General features: G+C 72.4%; 14 protein-coding genes. 8 read left to right on the forward strand and 6 right to left on the reverse strand.

The genetic code is table 11. The features are described from left to right. Window positions 1–9 precede the first annotated feature (9 nt). The 3 genes from KZQ38_RS12930 to KZQ38_RS12940 all read right to left on the reverse strand — a co-directional run bounded on the left by KZQ38_RS12930 (window position 10) and on the right by KZQ38_RS12940 (window position 1,781). Window positions 10–774 carry a glucose 1-dehydrogenase gene (locus KZQ38_RS12930; protein ID WP_219441537.1) on the reverse strand — a complete coding sequence of 255 codons (765 nt, stop codon included), beginning with the start codon at window positions 772–774 and terminating at the stop codon, window positions 10–12. Window positions 775–996: 222 nt separating this feature from the next. Beyond that, the gene (locus KZQ38_RS12935; protein WP_219441539.1) at window positions 997–1,398 is read right to left on the reverse strand and encodes an RNHCP domain-containing protein; all 402 of its coding nucleotides are present in this window, start codon (window positions 1,396–1,398) and stop codon (window positions 997–999) included. A gap of 8 nt (window positions 1,399–1,406) precedes the next feature. After that, window positions 1,407–1,781, reverse strand: coding sequence for an RNHCP domain-containing protein (locus tag KZQ38_RS12940; RefSeq protein ID WP_219441541.1), 375 nt, complete (start codon window positions 1,779–1,781; stop codon window positions 1,407–1,409). Between the two features lie 1,129 nt (window positions 1,782–2,910). Here KZQ38_RS12940 and KZQ38_RS12945 point away from each other — a divergent pair. The 7 genes from KZQ38_RS12945 to KZQ38_RS12975 all read left to right on the forward strand — a co-directional run bounded on the left by KZQ38_RS12945 (window position 2,911) and on the right by KZQ38_RS12975 (window position 13,093). Then, the gene (locus KZQ38_RS12945; protein WP_257901219.1) at window positions 2,911–3,504 is read left to right on the forward strand and encodes a GNAT family N-acetyltransferase; all 594 of its coding nucleotides are present in this window, start codon (window positions 2,911–2,913) and stop codon (window positions 3,502–3,504) included. Between the two features lie 934 nt (window positions 3,505–4,438). After that, the gene (locus tag KZQ38_RS12950; protein WP_308258367.1) at window positions 4,439–6,514 is read left to right on the forward strand and encodes an Agd3-related carbohydrate-binding protein; all 2,076 of its coding nucleotides are present in this window, start codon (window positions 4,439–4,441) and stop codon (window positions 6,512–6,514) included. Then, window positions 6,511–8,601, forward strand: coding sequence for an Agd3-related carbohydrate-binding protein (locus tag KZQ38_RS12955; RefSeq protein WP_219441547.1), 2,091 nt, complete (start codon window positions 6,511–6,513; stop codon window positions 8,599–8,601). Before KZQ38_RS12950 ends, KZQ38_RS12955 begins: the two co-directional genes overlap by 4 nt. Continuing rightward, a complete protein-coding gene (pelF, locus tag KZQ38_RS12960; protein WP_219441549.1) occupies window positions 8,598–10,058 on the forward strand; it encodes a GT4 family glycosyltransferase PelF in 1,461 nt (486 codons plus the stop codon). The genes KZQ38_RS12955 and pelF overlap by 4 nt, the downstream gene beginning before the upstream one ends. Beyond that, window positions 10,055–11,416 carry a hypothetical protein gene (locus KZQ38_RS12965; protein WP_219441551.1) on the forward strand — a complete coding sequence of 454 codons (1,362 nt, stop codon included), beginning with the start codon at window positions 10,055–10,057 and terminating at the stop codon, window positions 11,414–11,416. The genes pelF and KZQ38_RS12965 overlap by 4 nt, the downstream gene beginning before the upstream one ends. 16 nt (window positions 11,417–11,432) lie before the next feature. Further along, the gene (locus tag KZQ38_RS12970; RefSeq protein WP_219441552.1) at window positions 11,433–12,176 is read left to right on the forward strand and encodes a nucleotidyltransferase family protein; all 744 of its coding nucleotides are present in this window, start codon (window positions 11,433–11,435) and stop codon (window positions 12,174–12,176) included. Beyond that, entirely contained in the window at window positions 12,173–13,093 is a 921-nt protein-coding gene (locus KZQ38_RS12975) for an NAD-dependent epimerase/dehydratase family protein (protein WP_219441554.1), read from the forward strand. Before KZQ38_RS12970 ends, KZQ38_RS12975 begins: the two co-directional genes overlap by 4 nt. Before the next feature lie 376 nt (window positions 13,094–13,469). On the opposite strand, the gene KZQ38_RS12980 is transcribed toward KZQ38_RS12975, so the two are convergent. Genes KZQ38_RS12980 through KZQ38_RS12990 form a run of 3 tightly spaced genes read right to left on the reverse strand, consistent with a single transcriptional unit; the run spans window position 13,470 to window position 16,586 of the window. Beyond that, on the reverse strand, window positions 13,470–14,420 hold the full coding sequence (locus KZQ38_RS12980) for an NAD-dependent epimerase/dehydratase family protein (protein ID WP_219441556.1): 951 nt from the start codon (window positions 14,418–14,420) through the stop codon (window positions 13,470–13,472). Further along, complete coding sequence (locus KZQ38_RS12985; protein ID WP_219441558.1) at window positions 14,417–15,727, reverse strand: nucleotide sugar dehydrogenase; 1,311 nt, start codon at window positions 15,725–15,727, stop codon at window positions 14,417–14,419. Before KZQ38_RS12985 ends, KZQ38_RS12980 begins: the two co-directional genes overlap by 4 nt. 31 nt (window positions 15,728–15,758) lie before the next feature. Next, window positions 15,759–16,586 (reverse strand): glycoside hydrolase family 191 protein, encoded by an 828-nt coding sequence (locus KZQ38_RS12990; RefSeq protein WP_308258368.1) that lies wholly within the window; start codon window positions 16,584–16,586, stop codon window positions 15,759–15,761. 542 nt (window positions 16,587–17,128) lie between these two features. Here KZQ38_RS12990 and KZQ38_RS12995 point away from each other — a divergent pair. Continuing rightward, window positions 17,129–17,575 (forward strand): hypothetical protein, encoded by a 447-nt coding sequence (locus tag KZQ38_RS12995; RefSeq protein ID WP_219441560.1) that lies wholly within the window; start codon window positions 17,129–17,131, stop codon window positions 17,573–17,575. Window positions 17,576–17,717 lie beyond the last annotated feature (142 nt).

Raw genomic sequence — 17,717 nt, forward strand, 5'->3', positions numbered from 1 at the left:
GCCTCCAGCTCATTGCCCCAGCACGTAGCGGACGGTCGGCCCGGTGGTCCAGCCGCCGTCGACGGCCAGCTCCGCGCCGGTGATGTAGGACGCCGCGTCGGAGAGCAGGAAGACCATCGCGGCGGCGATCTCGGGCGCCTCGCCGACCCGCCCCATCGGGGTGTTCGGGTAGTTGCCCTCGCCGCGCCGGATGCCGACGTCGGCGGTCATCGGGGTGTAGGTCATGCCGGGGTGCACCGAGTTGACGCGGATGCGGTCGGTGCCGTGCTCGACCGCGGCGATCTTCGTCAGCCCGCGCACGCCCCACTTCGACGCGCCGTAGCTGCCGGTCAGGGCGAGCCCCATGAGGCCGGCCGCGGACGAGACGTTGACGATCGACCCGCCACCCGCGGCCCGGAGGTCGGGTATGACGGCCTTCATGCCGAGGAACACGCCGACCAGGTTGATCTCCAGCACCTTGCGGAAGTGCTCGGCGCTCTCGTCCGCCAGCGGCTGACCGGTCGACACGCCCGCGTTGTTGACCAACCCGTGCACGCCGCCGAACTGGTGCCGGGTGAAGTCCAGCACCTCGCCCCACTGCTGCTCCGACGTGACGTCGAGGGGCTGGAACGCGGCCCGTTCGCCCAGTTCCCGAGCGGTGGCCCGCCCCTCGTCGGCCAGCACGTCGGTGAGCACGACGTGCGCACCGGCCGCCACCGCCTGCCGGGCGGCCTCCGCGCCGAGCCCGCGCGCGGCGCCCGTGATGACGACGGTCTTCCCGCTCAGCTCGGTCAACGGTCCTCCCCGGCGGCGACACAACCCGTGAACGCCGCCAGTCTGGGCAACCACCGCGTGCTCCGCACCCCGGCCACCCACGATCGGGTGACCGGGGCCGGGATCGCGGACCCGTCGGAACGGTTGCGCGAGCACCCCGGGGTCGACCGGCTCTGCCGCGACCCCGGCCCTGCCGGAGCAGCGGTCCGGGGTCCCGGCGCACCGGGACCCCGGACCGGTCGGTCACAGCACGAGCATCGCCCGTGCCGGGACGCGGCTGTCGGACAGCGGGCGCACCGCCATCCTCAGCAGCACCAGCGGGTTGTCGTCACCCGCGATCCGGTTCGCGCTCAGCTCGCCGCAGACCAGGCAGTGGTGGATGAGCAGCCACTCACCGTCCGGTCGGGTCGACAGGCTCAGCGCCTCCATCCGCCCGCCGCAGCCGGCCGCGCGGTCGCCGGGTACCCGGCGGTCCACGTGGAGGCTGGTGAGGCACTGCGGGCAGTGGTTGCGGTGCGCCGTGCCGGGCGCGTGGAACGGCACGTCGGCGCGGCAGCCGGCGCAGCGGAACGCGTCCCCGCGCGGGACCCGCTCCTTGCGCCGCTGGACGCGCCGGTCGGCACTAGCCGGGTTGCGTCGTGGCACGGTTCACCTCACAACTCGCCGAACACTTCGAGCGGGAACGGCGGTTGTGCGAGCGGTCGGACGGCCAGCCGCATGAGGATCAGCTGGTTGTCGTCCACCTGCACCCGGTTCGCGGTCAGCTCGTCGCACCGCGTGCAGCGGTGGATCACCTTCCAGTCGCCGTCACGCGGGACGGCGATGGAGATCGGTGACATGCGCGACAAGCACTCCGACGGGCCGCCCTCGACGTGGTCGTGGACGTGCCGCGAGTGCAGGCAGCTCGGGCAGTGGTTGCGCCGCAGCCCGTCCGGGGTGAACGCGCCGACGGTGCGCCCGCACCGCACGCACGTGAACGTCTCCGTGCGCGAGCCGGTGCTGGGTGAAGGGGGATTGGTGTTGGACACCCGGAATACTCCTAAGCCAGTACGTCGTACAGGTTGGCCGGTCAGGAGCAGGCCGAGCGGTGGTCTCACCGCGGGAACGGGCCGCGCGGGGCGGCCGAGATCCGCACCGGTGGGTCAGCCGATGCCGGGGGCGTCGCAGCGCCGGGCGCTCGACGTCAGCAGCAGGCCGAGGTGCGGTGGTGAGGCACGCTCGGCGCGAGCCGGGGCATGAAAATCCTGCTTTCCAGGGCGTCGCCGCCCGGAGTGTTCTGGTTGGTCGCGAGGGATCGTAGCCCAGGCCGACGCGGTGTCGAAGCGAATATCGCCGCGGTCGCCGCGGGGTCGCCCGCAGCGCTCGCGGCGGCTCCGTTCGGTGCCGGCGCGCGCCCCGCCGACACCGACGCACGCGCGGCCCGGCGTGCGCCCCGTTCGCCACCGGCGTGCGCCTCGTTCGGCACCGGCGTGCGCCTCGTCCGGCCCGATGCGTCCCGCGCCCGGCCCCTACGCGCCCCGCCTGGCCGGATGCGCGCTCCGCCGGCACCGGCGTACGCCCTGTCCTGCCCGACGCGCCCCGCGTGGCCCGACGCACGCCGCGAATCCCAGCGCCCCGTCCGCGTCGGCGCGCGCCGGGAATCCCCAGGTGGTCCGCCCGACTCGGCCGCGCACCGGGAATCCCCCGCACTCCGCCCGCCCCGACGCGTGCCGGGAATCCCCGGCGACCCCCGCCCGCCCCGGCGCGTGCGGGGAATCCCCGGTGCGGTGAAAGTCGCTCGCCGGATTCTCGTGACGCGTGGCGGCACGCGTGCCGGCATCGGGGTGAAACCGCCGGCCGACCCCGCCGGGCGGCGTCCGCGGGCAAACACCGCGAGTGCGCCCGCGACCCCGGGTAATCGCCGCACCTCCGACGACCGGGTGAGCGGGTGTAACGGCGGTGAAGGGGCCGGCGGGCCTTTCGAGACGCGCCCGGTCGCCCGTCTCGAATGGCCGGCGCTGTTCCTCACTTGATGACCAGGGAATCGACAGGAAAGTGGCCTCCGCGTCACTTCGGGGTTCCCGATGAAGAAGTTGTCGACACAAACTCATGGCCTCGGACACCTTGTCCGGTATGTCCGCTGCGGGCGTTCGCGGGCCCACCTGTATGGTGATGATCATGGTTGAGGTCCGACGTGCGACCCCTGATGACGTAGAAGCAGCAGTGGAGGTGTTGACCGCCGCGTTCGTGTGGTCCCCGTTCATCCGGCACCTGGTGGCCGCGGACGACCACGAGCGCAGGGTGCGCGAAACGCAGCGGTTGTTCCTGACCCACGTCGGGTTGGCACACGGTGCGGTGTGGGTGACCGATGACCGCGACGCGGTCGCGGTGTGGACGACACCGGAGACCGACGCGGCGGCGGCCTTCGGGCCGATCGTCGAGCAGGTCGCCGACCTGGCGGGCGAGCAGGCCGCCGCGGCGGCCCGCACCGAGCAGCTGCTGGGCCCGCACCGGCCCACCGAGCCGGTGTGGTTCCTCGGTTCCGTCGCCGTGCGACCGGACCGCCAGGGTCGGGGGCTGGGCACCGCGGTGATCAGCCCCGGCCTCGCCGCCGCCGACGCGGCCGGGTCGCCCGCCTACCTGGAGACCTCGACGGACCGGAACGTGCGGCTGTACCGCCGGCTCGGTTTCGAGGTGACCACCGAGGTGCGCCTGCCCGACGGTGCACCGCCCGTGTGGTGCATGAACCGGTCGCCCCGCACCACGGGCTGACCACGCGAAGAACGCCGCCACCCGCGCGTAGCCGCCGCGAGCCGCCGCCACCACGCCGCTGCCGCCGCCGCTCGCGCCGCCGTCGACGGAAAGTCCGCTCGGCGTCGGCGCACCGCGCCACGGGTGTCCGGCGCCCGGCCGGTCGGGAGGAACCCCGACCGGCCGGGGGCGCCGCGCCGCTCGGTTCCGCGGCGCACCGATCGGGCTCGTAAGGCTTTCGGTCGGAGACCATCGGTGTCCTCCGCACCGGGTCCGCCGTCGACCGCGTTCCCGGTGCGCGGCACCGGCGAGACCGCATCGACGCGCTTGTGCCAAGCGGGCCGGCTCCGCGTATTTCGGGACCCGGCGCGTCGGGCGAAAACGTCCGCATCGTGGGCCGCCGGCAGGGTAGAGGGGTGCTCATCTACGGGCTGCGCGGGTGGTCTCAAGGGGTGCGCTTTACCGGGGGTGCCGCACTCGAATGGCACTCGGCCGGCCGGCACCGGTCGAGCCGGCGCGGGGTTGGCCGAGGACTTTATTCCGGGTCGCGCGGATAAGTGGTCCGGATGGTTATCGGGGTGGGCGGTTCGGTGTGAGCCGTTCGGCGCTCCGCCGACTGCTCCGGTGCGGAAACTGTTTCGCACGAATTGCGGTACCGGTGGTAGAAGCGGCCCGTCTACCTTGACTGTTGTATGTCCCAGGCTCCTCGGGGAGGGTATGGGGGCGGTGTCCGGGCGGTGCGGGTCCGGCGAGCCCCCACCGGGAACCGCAAAATGCGGCTACCGGGTGGATCGCAATCGGTTGTGGAAGGTGCTTCCGGTGTGGGCCTCGAAGCTGCTCGCGGGATGACTGGGAAGGCGGACGAGCAGGTGCAGGTCGCCGCTCGGTGTCCACCGCCGTGGGAGATTCCGGGACTACTTGAAAGGGTTATGCCTTGGTGTCGCATTCTGCGCGTGTGAAGCGGATCGGATCATTACTCGTGGCGGCCCTCGCCGTGGCCGGTGTGCTGCTGCCGGCGACGGCCGCCCAGGCGGACCCCCGAAGACACCACCGGCACGGTGTGGTCCGCGGTGAGGTCGCCCGCCCTGCACCCGCCCGACCACCGGCGCGCGGTGTCGCGCGCAACGGGGCGCTGCCCACCGCCGCGCCCGCCAAGCGCGCCGCCGACGAGGTCGCGCTGCGCCCGCTGGTGATCGGCCTGGACGCCGCCGACTTCGGCCTGCCCACGTGGAAGGCCGTGCTCAACCGGGTCGGCTCGCCCTACGACGTCCTGCTGGCCAAGGACGAGCGGCTGACCGCGGAGCGGCTGGTCCGCCCCGACGGCGTCGGCCGCTACAACGCCATCCTGCTGACCGACAACGCGCTGCTGCACCTCAGCGGCGGCCAGTACGTCAGCGGCTTCGACGACGTCGAGTGGCAGGTCCTCTGGAACTACGAGGCCACGCACAAGGTCCGCCAGGTGTCGTTGTTCACGTCGTGGGGCACGTTCCCCGAGGACTACTGCCTGCGGCCCGGCGCGGAGGACTCCGCCAAGAAGTACACCGCCGCGCTCACCGGCGCCGGTGGGAAGCTGTTCGACTACCTCAAGACCGACGCGAGCATCCCGATCACCGACTCGTACGTCTACCGCTCGACCCTCGCGCCGAACTGCGCGGCCGAGCCGCTGCTGACCATCGGGCAGTACGTGGTGGGCGTGACGAGCACCGCCGCCGACGGCCGTGAGCGCGCCGCGCTGACCTTCACCTCCGACCAGAACCTGGCGCAGACCGACCTGCTGGGCTACGGCCTGCTGCGCTGGGCCACCCGGGGCGTGCTGGTCGGCGAGTTCCGGCACTGGGTCAACGTCGACGTGGACGACTGGTTCAACTACACCGACCACCTCTACCCGGACGGGCACCTGGAGACCGAACCCGGCTTCCGGGCGTCCGGCACGGACGCGGCGGCGGCGGACGCGCAGCAGCGCAAGCTGCGCGCCGACTACCCGCTGGCGGCCGGCTTCACGTTGAACCTGCCCTACAACGGGGACGGCATCGACGGGGAAGCCCCGTCGCAGTGCTCGAACGAGGACACGCCCGACCCGCTCACCAGCTACTCGCGCTGCCTGTCGAAGAACTTCCGGTGGCTCAACCACACGGTGACCCACCCGGAGCTGAACTTCACCGACTACGACGAGAGCTACGAGGAGATCGCCGAGAACCTGGAGATCGGCCGCGACACCGGGCTGACCGTGCCGACCAACGTGCTCAAGACCCCGGCCTACTCGGGCCTCGGCGTGTACAACCCGGACCCGGACGCGCCGGACACCGACCCGCCGACGGACTTCGGGCTCGCCAAGTCCAACAAGGAACTGCTGGAGGCGGCCAAGGACGCGGGCGTGCGGTACCTGCACGGCAACATGTCGTTCCCCAGCCACCAGCCGAACTGCTTCAACTGCGGCATCCGGCACCCGCTGCGCCCGGAGCTGCTCGTCGTGCCGGACTGGCCGACCAACATCGGCTACCACACCACGGCCGCCGCCGAGCAGACGCTGTTCTACAACAGCTTCTACGGTCCCAAGGGCAAGTTCCCGTTCCACGACCACGACCTCAACTACACCGAGATGGTGGACTACGAGGCGGAAGTGGCGCTCCAGCACGTGATGTCCGGTTCGGCCTACGCGCACACCCTGCACCAGGGCAACCTGCGGGAGTACGCGACCGGCCGCAGCCTCACCTCGGACTGGCTCCGGGCGGTCGTCGCCAAGTACAGCGCCCGGTACCAGGTGCCGCTGCTGAACCCGGACTGGCCGACCCTCGCCAAGTACGTGGACGCGCGGACCGCGCACTTCGCCGAGCTGAACGCGAAGCGCGATCCGGTGTGGAACAAGGCGAAGAACACCGTCACCTACACACCGGGCACGACCGGGTCGTTGTTCCTGACCGGCGTGACCTCGTCGTCGGGTGAGACCCAGGGTTACGGCAGCGACCGCGTCACGCGGGTCCCGATCACCGCGGGCAAGCAGGTCGTGGCCACGGCGGTCCCGCGCCGATGAGGTTGTCCCGGTTCGGTTCCCGCGCCCGCGTACCGCTGCTGGTGGTGCTCGCGCTCGCGATCGGCGTGATCACCGCGACCAGTCCGTCCATCGAGGACGGAGCGGGCGGGGGCCGGCCGGCGGCGGTGCCGCTGGTCGTCGCCGCCAAGCGGCTGGTCCCGGTCCGCGTCGCGGACCAGGGCCCCGCTCGCCGGGGCGACCTGGTGGCGTTGCGGCAGCTCGTGATCGCCACCGGGCCGGACGACTTCGGCCTGGAGACGTGGCGCTCGGTGCTGGACCGGGCCGGGACCCCGTACGACGTGCTCTTCGCGGGCGCGGAGCAGATCACCGCCGACCGGCTCGTCCGACCGGACGGCGTCGGGCGGTACAACGCGATCCTGTTGACCAGCAACACGTTGCTGCGCGCCCGCCCGGACGGCACGTACTCCAGCGACGTCGACACCGCGCAGTGGAACGCGTTGTGGGCGTACGAGCGGGAGTACGGCGTCCGGCAGGTCGCGCTGAACGCGTCGCCGGCGACCGAACCGGAGGACTACTGCCTGCGCCCGCGCGGGGAGGTCTCCGTGGGCGACACCCCGGTGCCGCTCGCGGTGACCCCCGCCGGCCGGGCGGTCTTCGACGACCTCAAGCCGGACGCGAGCATCCCGCTCACCGGCTCGTACCTCTACCGGGCGGGCGTGGCGCCCGGCTGCGCCGCCGAGACCCTGCTGGCCGCGGGTGACGACGCGGTCGCGGTGGCCGTCCGCGACCCGGACGGCCGGGAACGGCTCGCGCTCACGTTCTCCACGGGCGTGGGCTCCATCCCGGAGCTGCTGCTCAGCCGCGGCCTGCTGCACTGGGCGACGCGCGGTGTCGTGCTCGGCGAGCAGCGGCACTGGTTCTCGGTCGACATCGACGACTGGTTCAACGTCACCATGCGGAAGTACCCGGACGGCGGCACGGGTCTGTACCGGCTCGAAGCCCGGGACGCCGTCGCCGCCGCCGAGGCGCAGGACCGGTTGGGCGAACGCCACCCGCAGGCCGCGGGGTTCAAGCTCAACCTGCCTTTCAACGGCAGCAGGCTCACGGCCGACGCGCCCGCCACGTGCGACGACACCGGCACACCCGATTCGCTCAGCGGCTGCTCCAAGTTCCTGGTCGACGAGTTCCGGTGGATCAACCACACCGCGACGCACCCGCAGATGAACAACACCCCGTACCAGGTCAACCGGGAAGAGATCCAGCGGAACCTGGAGTTCGCCGCCGACGCGGGGCTGCCGGTGCCGCCGACCGTGCTCAAGACGCCCGAATACTCCGGGCTGGGCGTCTACCACCGGGACGGCGACGGCACCGGTCCGCCGACCGATTTCGGCCTCACCGGGTCGAACCAGGCGCTGCTCGACGCCGCGCGCGACGTCGGCGTCCGCTACGTGCAGGGCAACATGTCGTTCGCCGCGCACCGGCCGCCCTGCGTCAACTGCGGTATCGACCACCCGTTGCGCCGCGAGGTGTTCGTGGTGCCGGACTGGCCGACGTCGATCGCGTTCGAGGCGACCGACCCCGAGGAGCAGGCGATCCTGTTCAACGCCGAGTACGGCCGCTCGGGCAGCGACCCCGAGCACGGCGACCGGGACCTGACCTACGACGAGATCATCGACACCGAGGCGGAGATCGCCGCGCTGCACCTGATGAGCGGGTCCGCGTACGCGCACACGCTGCACCAGGGCAACGTCCGCGAGTACGCGCCCGGCCGCAGCCTCACGTTCGACTGGATCGAGGCGACGGTGGCGAAGTACGCGGCCTACTTCGCCGTGCCGCTGAAGAACCCCGACTGGCTGACCCTCGCGGGCTACGTGGAGGCGCGCACGGCGCACTTCGCGGAACTCGCGGCCCGGCAGGACGCGGTGTGGAACCGCGCCGCGGGCACGGTCGCCTACACGCCGACCAAGAACGGCGCGTTGTTCCTGACCGGCGCGGCGACCAGGCCCGTGACCGAGGCCGACCGGAAGTCGGCGGACGAGGCGGAGACGTACGGCTCGGACGCGGTGGCCAGGATCGGGCTGACGGCCGGGCAGCGGGTCGTCGTGCAGACGGAACCCGCCCGATGACGACCTACGAGGTGCGTCCGACGGCCGGCTCCGGCCACCCGGCGGACACCAGGACCCGCATCGCGCTCATCGCGGAGGGCACCTACCCCTTCCACCCCGGCGGGGTGAGCCTGTGGTGCGACCAACTGGTCCGAGGGATGCCGGAGCACGCGTTCACCGTCGTCGCGCTCACCGTGGACGGCGCGGAGCGCCCGACGTGGGAGCTGCCGGACAACCTCGTGGAGGTGGTGAACCTGCCGCTGTGGGGAAGACGCGCGCGCCACGCGCGCCGGAAGCCGAAGAAGTTCGCCGGGCTCCACGAGGAGTTCCTGCGGTCGTTCATCCCGCACACCGCGGACAGCGCCGAGGCGTTCACCGCGGCCCTGCGTGCGTTGTTCGAAGCCGGGCGCACGACCGACGTCGGCGCGGCGCTGATGTCCAACGACGCGGTCGACCGGATCATCGCCGTGACCGCGGAGGCGGACGGCGAACCGCTGCCGCTGCACGAGGCGGTCCTGGTCGCCGACCTGCTGGAGCACATGCTGCGCCCGCTGTTCCACCCACCGATCCGGGTGGACGTGTGCCACCTCGCGATGAACGGGTTGAGCGCGCTGGTCGCCCTGGCCGCGAAGTGGGCGCACGGCACGCCGATCCTCATGTCCGAGCACGGCGTCTACCTCCGCGAGCGCTACCTGGCCGTGCTGCACGAGGACGTGCCGCGCCGGGTGAAGCGCATCCTGCTCGCGTTCCACCGAGCGCTGGCCGGCGCGGCCTACCGCACCTGCGACATGCTCGCACCGCACTCCGGCTACAACCGCCGGTGGCAGCTCCGCAACGGCGCCGAGGAGGCGCGGATGCGCACCATGTACAACGGCATCGACCCGGAGGACTTCCCGGCCGCGGTCGGCGAACCGGAGCAGCCGACGATCGTGTTCGTCGGCCGGATCGACCCGCTGAAGGACCTGCACACGCTGATCCGGGCGTTCCACCTGGTGCGTGCCGAGTTACCGGACGCGCGGTTGCGCATGTTCGGCCCGGTCACCGTCGCCAACGAGGGCTACCACGCGGGCTGCGTCCGCCTGGTCGAAGAACTGGGCCTGACCGGGGCGGCGGTGTTCGAGGGCCGCGTGCCGAGCCAGGTCGACGCCTACCACGCGGGCCACGTGGTCGCGCTCACCAGCATCTCGGAGGGTTTCCCGTTCTCCTTGGTGGAGGCCATGTCGACGGGCCGGCCGCCGGTGTGCACGAACGTCGGGGGAGTGCCCGAGGCCGTCGGCGAGGCCGGGTTCGTCGTGCCGCCGCGTGACCACGAGGCCGTCGCCCGCGCGTGCCTCCGGCTGCTCACCGACACCGAGCTGCGGCAGCGGCTCGGCGGGATGGCCCGGCAGCGCGTGCTGGAGCACTTCACCCTCCAGCGCTGGAACGACAGCTACCAGGCCAGGTACGCCGAACTGGCGCTCGTGGGGAGGCCCGGGTGACGGTGGAGGACCTGGTCGGGCACGTCCGGCCGCTGCTGCCCGACCCGGTGGACGAACTCCAGGTCGCGGCGGTCCTGGAGAGCCAGGGGGTCACCGACGACGCGGCGGTCGACGAGTACGGCATGGCCGACGTGTTCGAGTTGGCGCACGAGGTGTACGCGTCGTTGAAGGCCGAACCCGCGGCCGAACCGGAAGCCGAGGCGCCGCCGCCGTCCCGGCCGTGGTGGCAGGACGTCGTGCACGGCCTGGTGTACCTCATCCCGAGCGTCGTCTACCCGGCCGTGCTCGCCGTCCTGGGCGCGGAGGACATGTTGTACGGCCTGGTGTTCGCCACGACGACCGGCTGGATCTGGGGAGCGGGCACGAGCTGGGTGGCCCACCGGATGGTCGGCGCGGGCGCGCGCCGGGCGGCGGCGCGGACGTTGCTGCTGCTCAACTGCGCGGGTTTCGCCCCGGCGTTCGCCGGCGCGCTGCTCATCGCGCGGTGGCACGGCGGTGGGACCACGCTCGTGCTGTTCGTGCTGGCGCAGACCGGTTTCCAGGTCGCCGCGGGCATCCTGGTGTTCCACCGCCGCGAGGCGTGGCTGCTCGCCGCCATGCTGCCCGCGGCCATCGGCGGGTTGCTGCACCTGCTGACCGGTTTCGCCGACGGGCTGGTGGTCACGGTGCTGGCGCTGGGCGTGATCTCGGTGGCGGCGGCGCTGACCGCCGCGCACCGCGCGGGCGCGGCGGTCGAGGCCAGCGGGGTCTCCCGCGTCCCGCCGGTCCGGGAACTGGTGCTGGGCGCGTTGCCCGGCATGGTGTACGCGGCCCTGTGCGCGGGTTTCCTGCTGCACGCCGACATGCGGTACGTGATCGGGCCGCTGGACCTCGCGGTCGGCGTGACGCCGCTCGTGGCGGGCATGGGCGCGGTCGAGTGGCGGGTGCACCGGATGTTCGAGCAGGCGAGCCGGTTGCTGCGGCGCTGCGCCTCGCCCGCGCTGTTCCACCGCGCGATGTGGCGGTTGCTGCTGCGCGAGCTGGCGACGTGCCTGGTGGTGCTCGGCGCGCTCGCGCTGGTGTTGTTGGCCGCGCTGCGGTGGAGCGGCGAGCTGACCGTGCCCGGCGCATTGCTGATCGACGCGCACGTCGTGCTCGGCGGCGCGTTCTTCCTGGGTTTCGTCCTGATCCGCACCGGCGGTCCCGGGTGGGCGGTCGCCTGCCTGGTCGCGGTGCTCCCGGCCGACGTCTTGCTGGTGGCGCTCGCCGACGGACGGCACGGGGACGTGCCGGTGTTCCTGGGCTGCTGCGCGGCCCTGTCGATCCTCCTGCTCGCGGCGCTCCACCGGAGCGTCGGGCAGGTGCGGCACTACCGATGACAGAAGGGAAACTCGAATGCACGCGGTGATACTCGCCGGTGGACGAGGAGTCCGACTACGGCCTTACACCACCACGTTGCCCAAGCCGCTGGTGCCGATCGGCGAGGAGTACGCGATCCTCGACATCATCCTGCAACAGTTGCGTGCACACTCCTTCGACCGGGTGACCCTGGCGATCGGCCACCTCGGCTCGTTGATCCGGGCGTTCGTCAACGACGGCTCCCGGTGGGGCATCGAGGTCGACTACGCGGAGGAGGACAAGCCGCTGTCCACCATCGGGCCGCTGCTCAACTTCCTGGACCGGCTGCCCGAGCAGTTCCTGGTGATGAACGGGGACGTGCTCACCGACCTGGACTACATGGCCCTGCTCGCGCACCACGTCTCCACCGACGCGCCGCTGACCGTCGCGACCTACCGGCGCAAGGTGAAGATCGACTTCGGCACGCTGGAGACCGAGCGCGGCCGGATCGTGGAGTTCGTGGAGAAGCCCGAGTTGGCCTACGGCGTCAGCATGGGCGTCTACGCGATGTCCCGCGAGACGCTGGAGCCGTACCCGGCGAACGTCCCCTTCGGACTCGACGAGCTGGTGCTCGACCTGCTGGCGCGTGGTCGTGCGCCCGCCGCGTTCGAGTTCGACGGCTACTGGCTCGACATCGGTCGGCCCGACGACTACGACGAGGCCAACCGCTGCTTCGACCAGGTGCGGTCGGCGTTGCTGCCCAACGCGCGGGAGAAGACCCCGCTCGGGGCGGTGTCGTGACGGTGCGCCGGGCGCTGCTGTTCGGCGCGACGGGCTACCTCGGCCGGAAGGTGGCCGATGCCCTCGCCGGCCACCTCGGCGGCGTGGAGGTGGTGAAGGTCGGGCGGTCGGCCCCGGACGACGCGGGCTGGGCGCGGCACGACCTCGTGTCGGGTGGTCCGGACGAGTTGGCCGCGCTGCTCGCGGACACCGCGCCGGACGTGGTGGTCAACTGCGTCGGATTGCTCGACGGAACCCTGGCGGAACTGGTGGCGGCGAACGTGACGGGCACCGCCCGGCTGCTCGACGCCATCCCCGCGGCCGCGCCCGCCGCCCGGCTGGTCGTCCTCGGGTCCGCCGCCGAGTACGGGGTCGTGCCCGAGGGCGTGCCGGTCACCGAGGACACGCCGGAGCACCCGGTCGCGCCCTACGGCATCACCAAGCTGGCCGGCACCTCGCTGGTGCGCGCGGCCGTCGCCGCCGGTCGGCTGGACGCCGTGGTGCTGCGGGTGTTCAACCCGATCGGGGCGGGCCTGCCCGCGGGCACCGTCCTCGGCCGGGCGGCCACGGCCGTCCGGTCCGCCCTGCGGGAACCGGGCCAGGAGGTCCGGCTCGGCCCGCTGGGCGCGCGTCGCGACTTCGTCGACGTGCACGACGTGGCGGACGCGGTCGCCAGTGCCGCGCTGGCGACCGACCCGCCGGGCCCGGTGCTGAACGTGGGCAGCGGCGTCGCGGTGCCGGTCCGGACGGCGGTCGGCCTGCTCGCCGAGACGGCCGGGTTCGCCGGTCGCATCGTCGAGTCCGACGCCGCCCCCGCGCGCTCACGCGCGGTGGACTGGATCGCGGCCGACCTGACCCGCGCCCGCTCGGCGCTCGACTGGTCACCCCGCCGGGACCTCCGGGCCTCGATCCGCGACCTGTGGGCGTCGGCCGGGTGACGATGAGCGGGTGGAACGGCCGCGTGCCCCGGCTGTTCCACCCACCCACCCCGGACCGCTCCGGCCGGCACTCACCCGGCCACCGGCGACCCGGTGCCCCGCACCGCCCCCGGTGATCCCGCCCCCGGTGATCCCGCCCCCGCCACCGCGCCCCGGCCACCGCGCCCCGGCCACCGCGCCCCGGCCACCGCGCCCCGGCCACCGCGCCCCCGGTGGACCCGCCCCCAGCGACTCCGCCTGCCCCGCAGCCGCGCTCGGTCGACCCGACGCCGCCGCACCCCTCAGCGCACCCGGTACTTCCGCCGCCGTGTCCGGTCGACGCGATGGCGCGCTCGCCCCCGACCGCGGTGGGCGGTCGGGGGCGAGCGCCGTACCGTCAGCTCGCGTGCTCCCGGTACCACTCGAAGGTCCGCCGGACGCCTTCCTCCAGCGGCACCGAGGGTTCGAAACCGGTCAACTCCCGCAGCAGGCCCAGGTCCGGGCAGCGGCGGGCGACCGAGCCGGGCGGCGCGGCCACCCGCTCCAGCTCGGGCGCGTGCCCGGCCAGCTTCAGCACCAGCTCGGTCAGCTCGCCGATGTTGGTCTCGACCGAGTCGTTGCCGATGTGGACGATGCGGCCCGCGGCGTCGTCGGCGGCCATCAGGCGCACCACCGCCTCCACCGCGTCGTCCACGTGGCAGAACGCCCGGAACTGGTCGGAACCGTAGACCCGGAACGGGTCCTCGCGCCGCAGCGCCCGCAGGGACAGCTCCGGGATCACGTGGTCCGCGCCCATCCGGGAGCCGTAGACGTTGTGGAACCGGCCGACCACCGCCGGGAAGCCCTTGGCCCGCGCGGTGTGCACCACCGCCGCCTCGCCGAGCATCTTGCTGATGCCGTAGGCGAACCGCGGCGCGGTGACGTCCTCCACCAGCAGCGGCACGTCCTCCGCGGTCGGCACGGGCACCACGCCCCGCGTCACACCGCCCGCGTAGGTCTCGCTGGTGGAGGCGAAGAACAGCTTCTGGTGCGGCTTGATCCACGCCAGCGTGTTCAGCACGGCGAGCGTGTTGACCCGCACCACGCGCTCCGGGTCCCGCTCCACGTTGCGGACGCCGACGACGGCCGCCAGCAGGTACACGTGGTCGGCGTCGTCGGGCAGCGCGGCGTACGCGGCCGGGTCGGTGAGGTCGGCGGAGACCACCGGCGCCGCCAGCCGGGCCAGGTCGGGGTCGTCGCGCCCGCGCGAGAAGTCGTCCACGATGACGACCTCGTGGCCGTCGGCCAGCAGCCTGCGGGCCAGGTGCAGGCCGATGAAACCCGCACCGCCCAGGATCAACGCCTTCACGACGCCGCCCGCTCGTAGCCCAGGCCCGCGTAGCGGACGCCGTGGCCCGCGACCCGGTCACCGTCCAGCACCCGCCACGAGTCGTAGACCAGGCCGACGTTGGACCCGGGCAGCACCGCGTCCACGTCCAGCGCCCGGTAGTCGGGGTGGTCGGTGATGACCAGCACCGCGTCGGCCACCCGGAACCCCTCGTCCAGCTCCACCGGCTCACCGCCGTGCGAGCGGATCACCTCGGCGCTCACCAGCGGGTCGTGGCCGACCACCCGCAGCCCCGCGGCGGTGAACGCGGGCATCATCGACGCGATCGGCGTGCCGCGCATGTCGTCGGTGGGAGGCCAGCCCTTGTAGGCCCAGCCGAGCACCAGCAGCGTGCGGCCGGCGGTCTCGCCCATCAGGTCGACCACGCGGTCCGCGACGTGCACCGGCGTCTCCTCGTTGACCTGCCGGGCCGCGCGGATCAGCGGCGGCTCGTAACCCCGCTGCCCGGCGGCGGACAGCAGGATGTACGGGTCCTTGGACAGGCACCCGCCGCCGACGTAGCCGGGCTTGGCGATGTTCGGGCGCGGGTAGTCCAGGTTGGTCGCCCGGATCACCTCCAGCGGGTCCAGCCCGAAGCTCTCGGTCATCCGCGCCACCTCGTTGCCGAACGAGTAGATGACGTCGGTGTGGCAGTTGTTGGTGAGCTTCACCAGTTCCGCGGTCTCCAGGTTCGACACCGGCACGACCTGCGCGGCCAGCCCGCCGAACAGCTCGACGCCCAGCGCCAGGCTCTCGTCGTCGAGACCGCCGACGACCTGCGGCAGCTCCACCAGTTCACGCAGCGCCTGGCCCTGGATGGTGCGCTCGGGCGCCATCACCAGCCGGGCCGAGCCCCACGCGTCGTTGAGGCGGGGCAGCACGACCGACCGGGTCGCGCCGACCGGCACGGTGCTGCGGACCACCACGAGGGTGTTCGGCGCGCACCGCTTGGCGATGTGCTCGGCGGCGGCGGCCAGGTTGTCCAGGTAGGGCTCGTGGCCGTCCTGGTCCACCGGCGTCGAGACGCAGATGATCGCCGCGTCCACCCCGTTGTCGGGCAGTTCCGTCGACAGGAAGATCCGCTTGTTCACCCACTCGCCGAACGCCTCCTCGACGCCCGGTTCGAAGATGTGCGGACGGCCCTGCGACAGGGAGTCCAGCACCGCGGTCTGGGTGTCCACGCCGTGCACCTCGTACCCCCGCTTGGCCATCGCGGCGGTCAGCGTGAGGCCGACGTAACCCATTCCGACTATTCCGATCCGACGCAGTTCGCGCGACCCGTCCGTCACATTCCGCTCCTTGCCTGGTGTGTTCTCGCGGTCACCGGCACGGCGCGCTGACCCGGTCCAGCGCGCGCACCGTCACATATCCCTCGAATCGTTCCTCGCGGTAGCGGCGGCAGGCGGTCGCGATGTTCTCCGGGTCGGTCGCGTAGTCGACCGCGAGCACCGTCTTGCCCGCGTCCCGGAGTGCCCTGGTGGCCGCCAGGTTCGGGTCGCAGTAGTCCGCCGTGCACGGCTCGTCGGTGGCTTCGAAGAACAACTCCTCCATGCCGATGCCGTCGATGGCGGCGAGGTAACCGGGGAACTCCTGCAATTCCGGCGAGTTTTGCGGGAACACGCGGAACGCGGGGTCGGGGCGTTTGGCGTACTCGCTGATCCGGACGATCAGGTCCACCATCCGGCGGCCCAGCTCGGTCCGGTCGAGGCCGTTCACCAGGTCGAGGTCGATCTGCTCGTACGCGAGCGGCGTGTCCAGGTAGACGCCGTCGAACCCGGCGTTGCGCGCGAGGTCGAGCCGGGGCCGGACGGTCAGGTCCCACCAGCTCGGCTCCCAGTACCGGACGAAGTGCTCGCCGGGCCACTCGGGCCACTCGTTGAGCACCAGGTCGGCCGGGTCGGCGCGCACCGCCGGGTAATCCGGCCGGAACGACTCGATCGACCCGATTTCGAAGTAGGCCAGCACGGTTTTCCCGGACTGCTTGAGCCGGGCGATCTCCTCCGCCTGGAAGTACGATTTGTCGGCGTCCCGGGCCAGGTCCACGACAGCGAAACGAGACGGAGTGGCGGCCACTTCGTCCAATCGCCCGTCGGGGTAATCCTGGAGTTGGTACACGAGTCCGCCGCCCGGCCCACCGGGCGGATTCACGGCTTCCGGGGGCGCGGGGGTGCAGCCGGCAGTGCCGACCGGCAGTGCGATGAGCAGGGCAACGAGAACTGAGCGACAACGGCGGTCCGCCACTCCGACCACGATACCGGCGAGGGTTGCGCGGGCAATGCGCCGTTGAGGTTACGGTGCGGGGCTCCGCCGGAATTATTGGTCACCCGGAATATTCGGCCCGCCGAACGGGCGCGGTGGGCAGTTCGTCCGGTTTCGGCGGTGCGACCGCTCGTCCACACCGGACCCGCACCGCGCGACCGTCCACTCCGGACGCTTCAGAACCGAGCCGTGCGTCTCGACCGGGTGACCGCGCCGCCGGAGCCGTCCGCAGTCTTACGGGCGACGCGGCGTCCGCTGCGCCGGTGGGGGAGGTGCCCGGTCCCGTTCGGGTGATGTGGTGTGTCGGCGCTGACTTGGGATGGCGGCGCGGCTATGAAAGGTCGGGACGGGTGTCGCGCCCCGCGGACGCGGCGGGGCGCTCGCCCGCCGGAGTTCTCCGGATGTGCCCAGTCGAGTCCCCGGGAGGTACCGTGACAGCCTGGCTCCGGGCCGGTTTCGTGTTGTTGGTCGCGTGGCAGGCCGGAGCCGGGTTGTGGGCGGCCGTGTTCCCCGAGGGGTTCTTCGGGTCGTTCCCGGTGCCGAGCCACGCCTGGGTGTCGATGTTTCCGCCTTACAACGAGCACCTGGTGCGTGACTTCGGCCTGGCGCTGCTCCAGTGCGTGCCCGTGACGGTGGTCTGCATCCGTTACCCGGAGCGCAGGTTCGTCCGCGCGGTGCTGATCGGCCTGCTGCTGTTCTCGGTGTCGCACGCGTTGTTCCACGAAGCGCACGTCGTCCGCACCGACGACCTCCTGCTGCAACGGGTGTTCCTGCTGTTCCCGGTGGTCCTCGCCGTGGTGCTGCTGTACCTGAGCTGGAAGTCGCCCGTCGACCGTCCCGACCACGTCGAGGAGCCGACCCCGACCGCGGCCCCTTGACGTTCCACTGTGGACCCCTGTCTGCTGTAACTTTCAGGGAGCCTGCCTGAAAATCAGCGCCTCGCCCCACCGCCGGCCTCCCCGCGCCGGGGGCGATCCTGGAGGCCGCCGCCCCGCGAAACTCTCAGGGAGCCTGCCTGAT

This window comes from Saccharothrix obliqua (assembly GCF_019375475.1).
Classification (GTDB): Bacteria; Actinomycetota; Actinomycetes; order Mycobacteriales; family Pseudonocardiaceae; genus Actinosynnema; species Actinosynnema obliqua.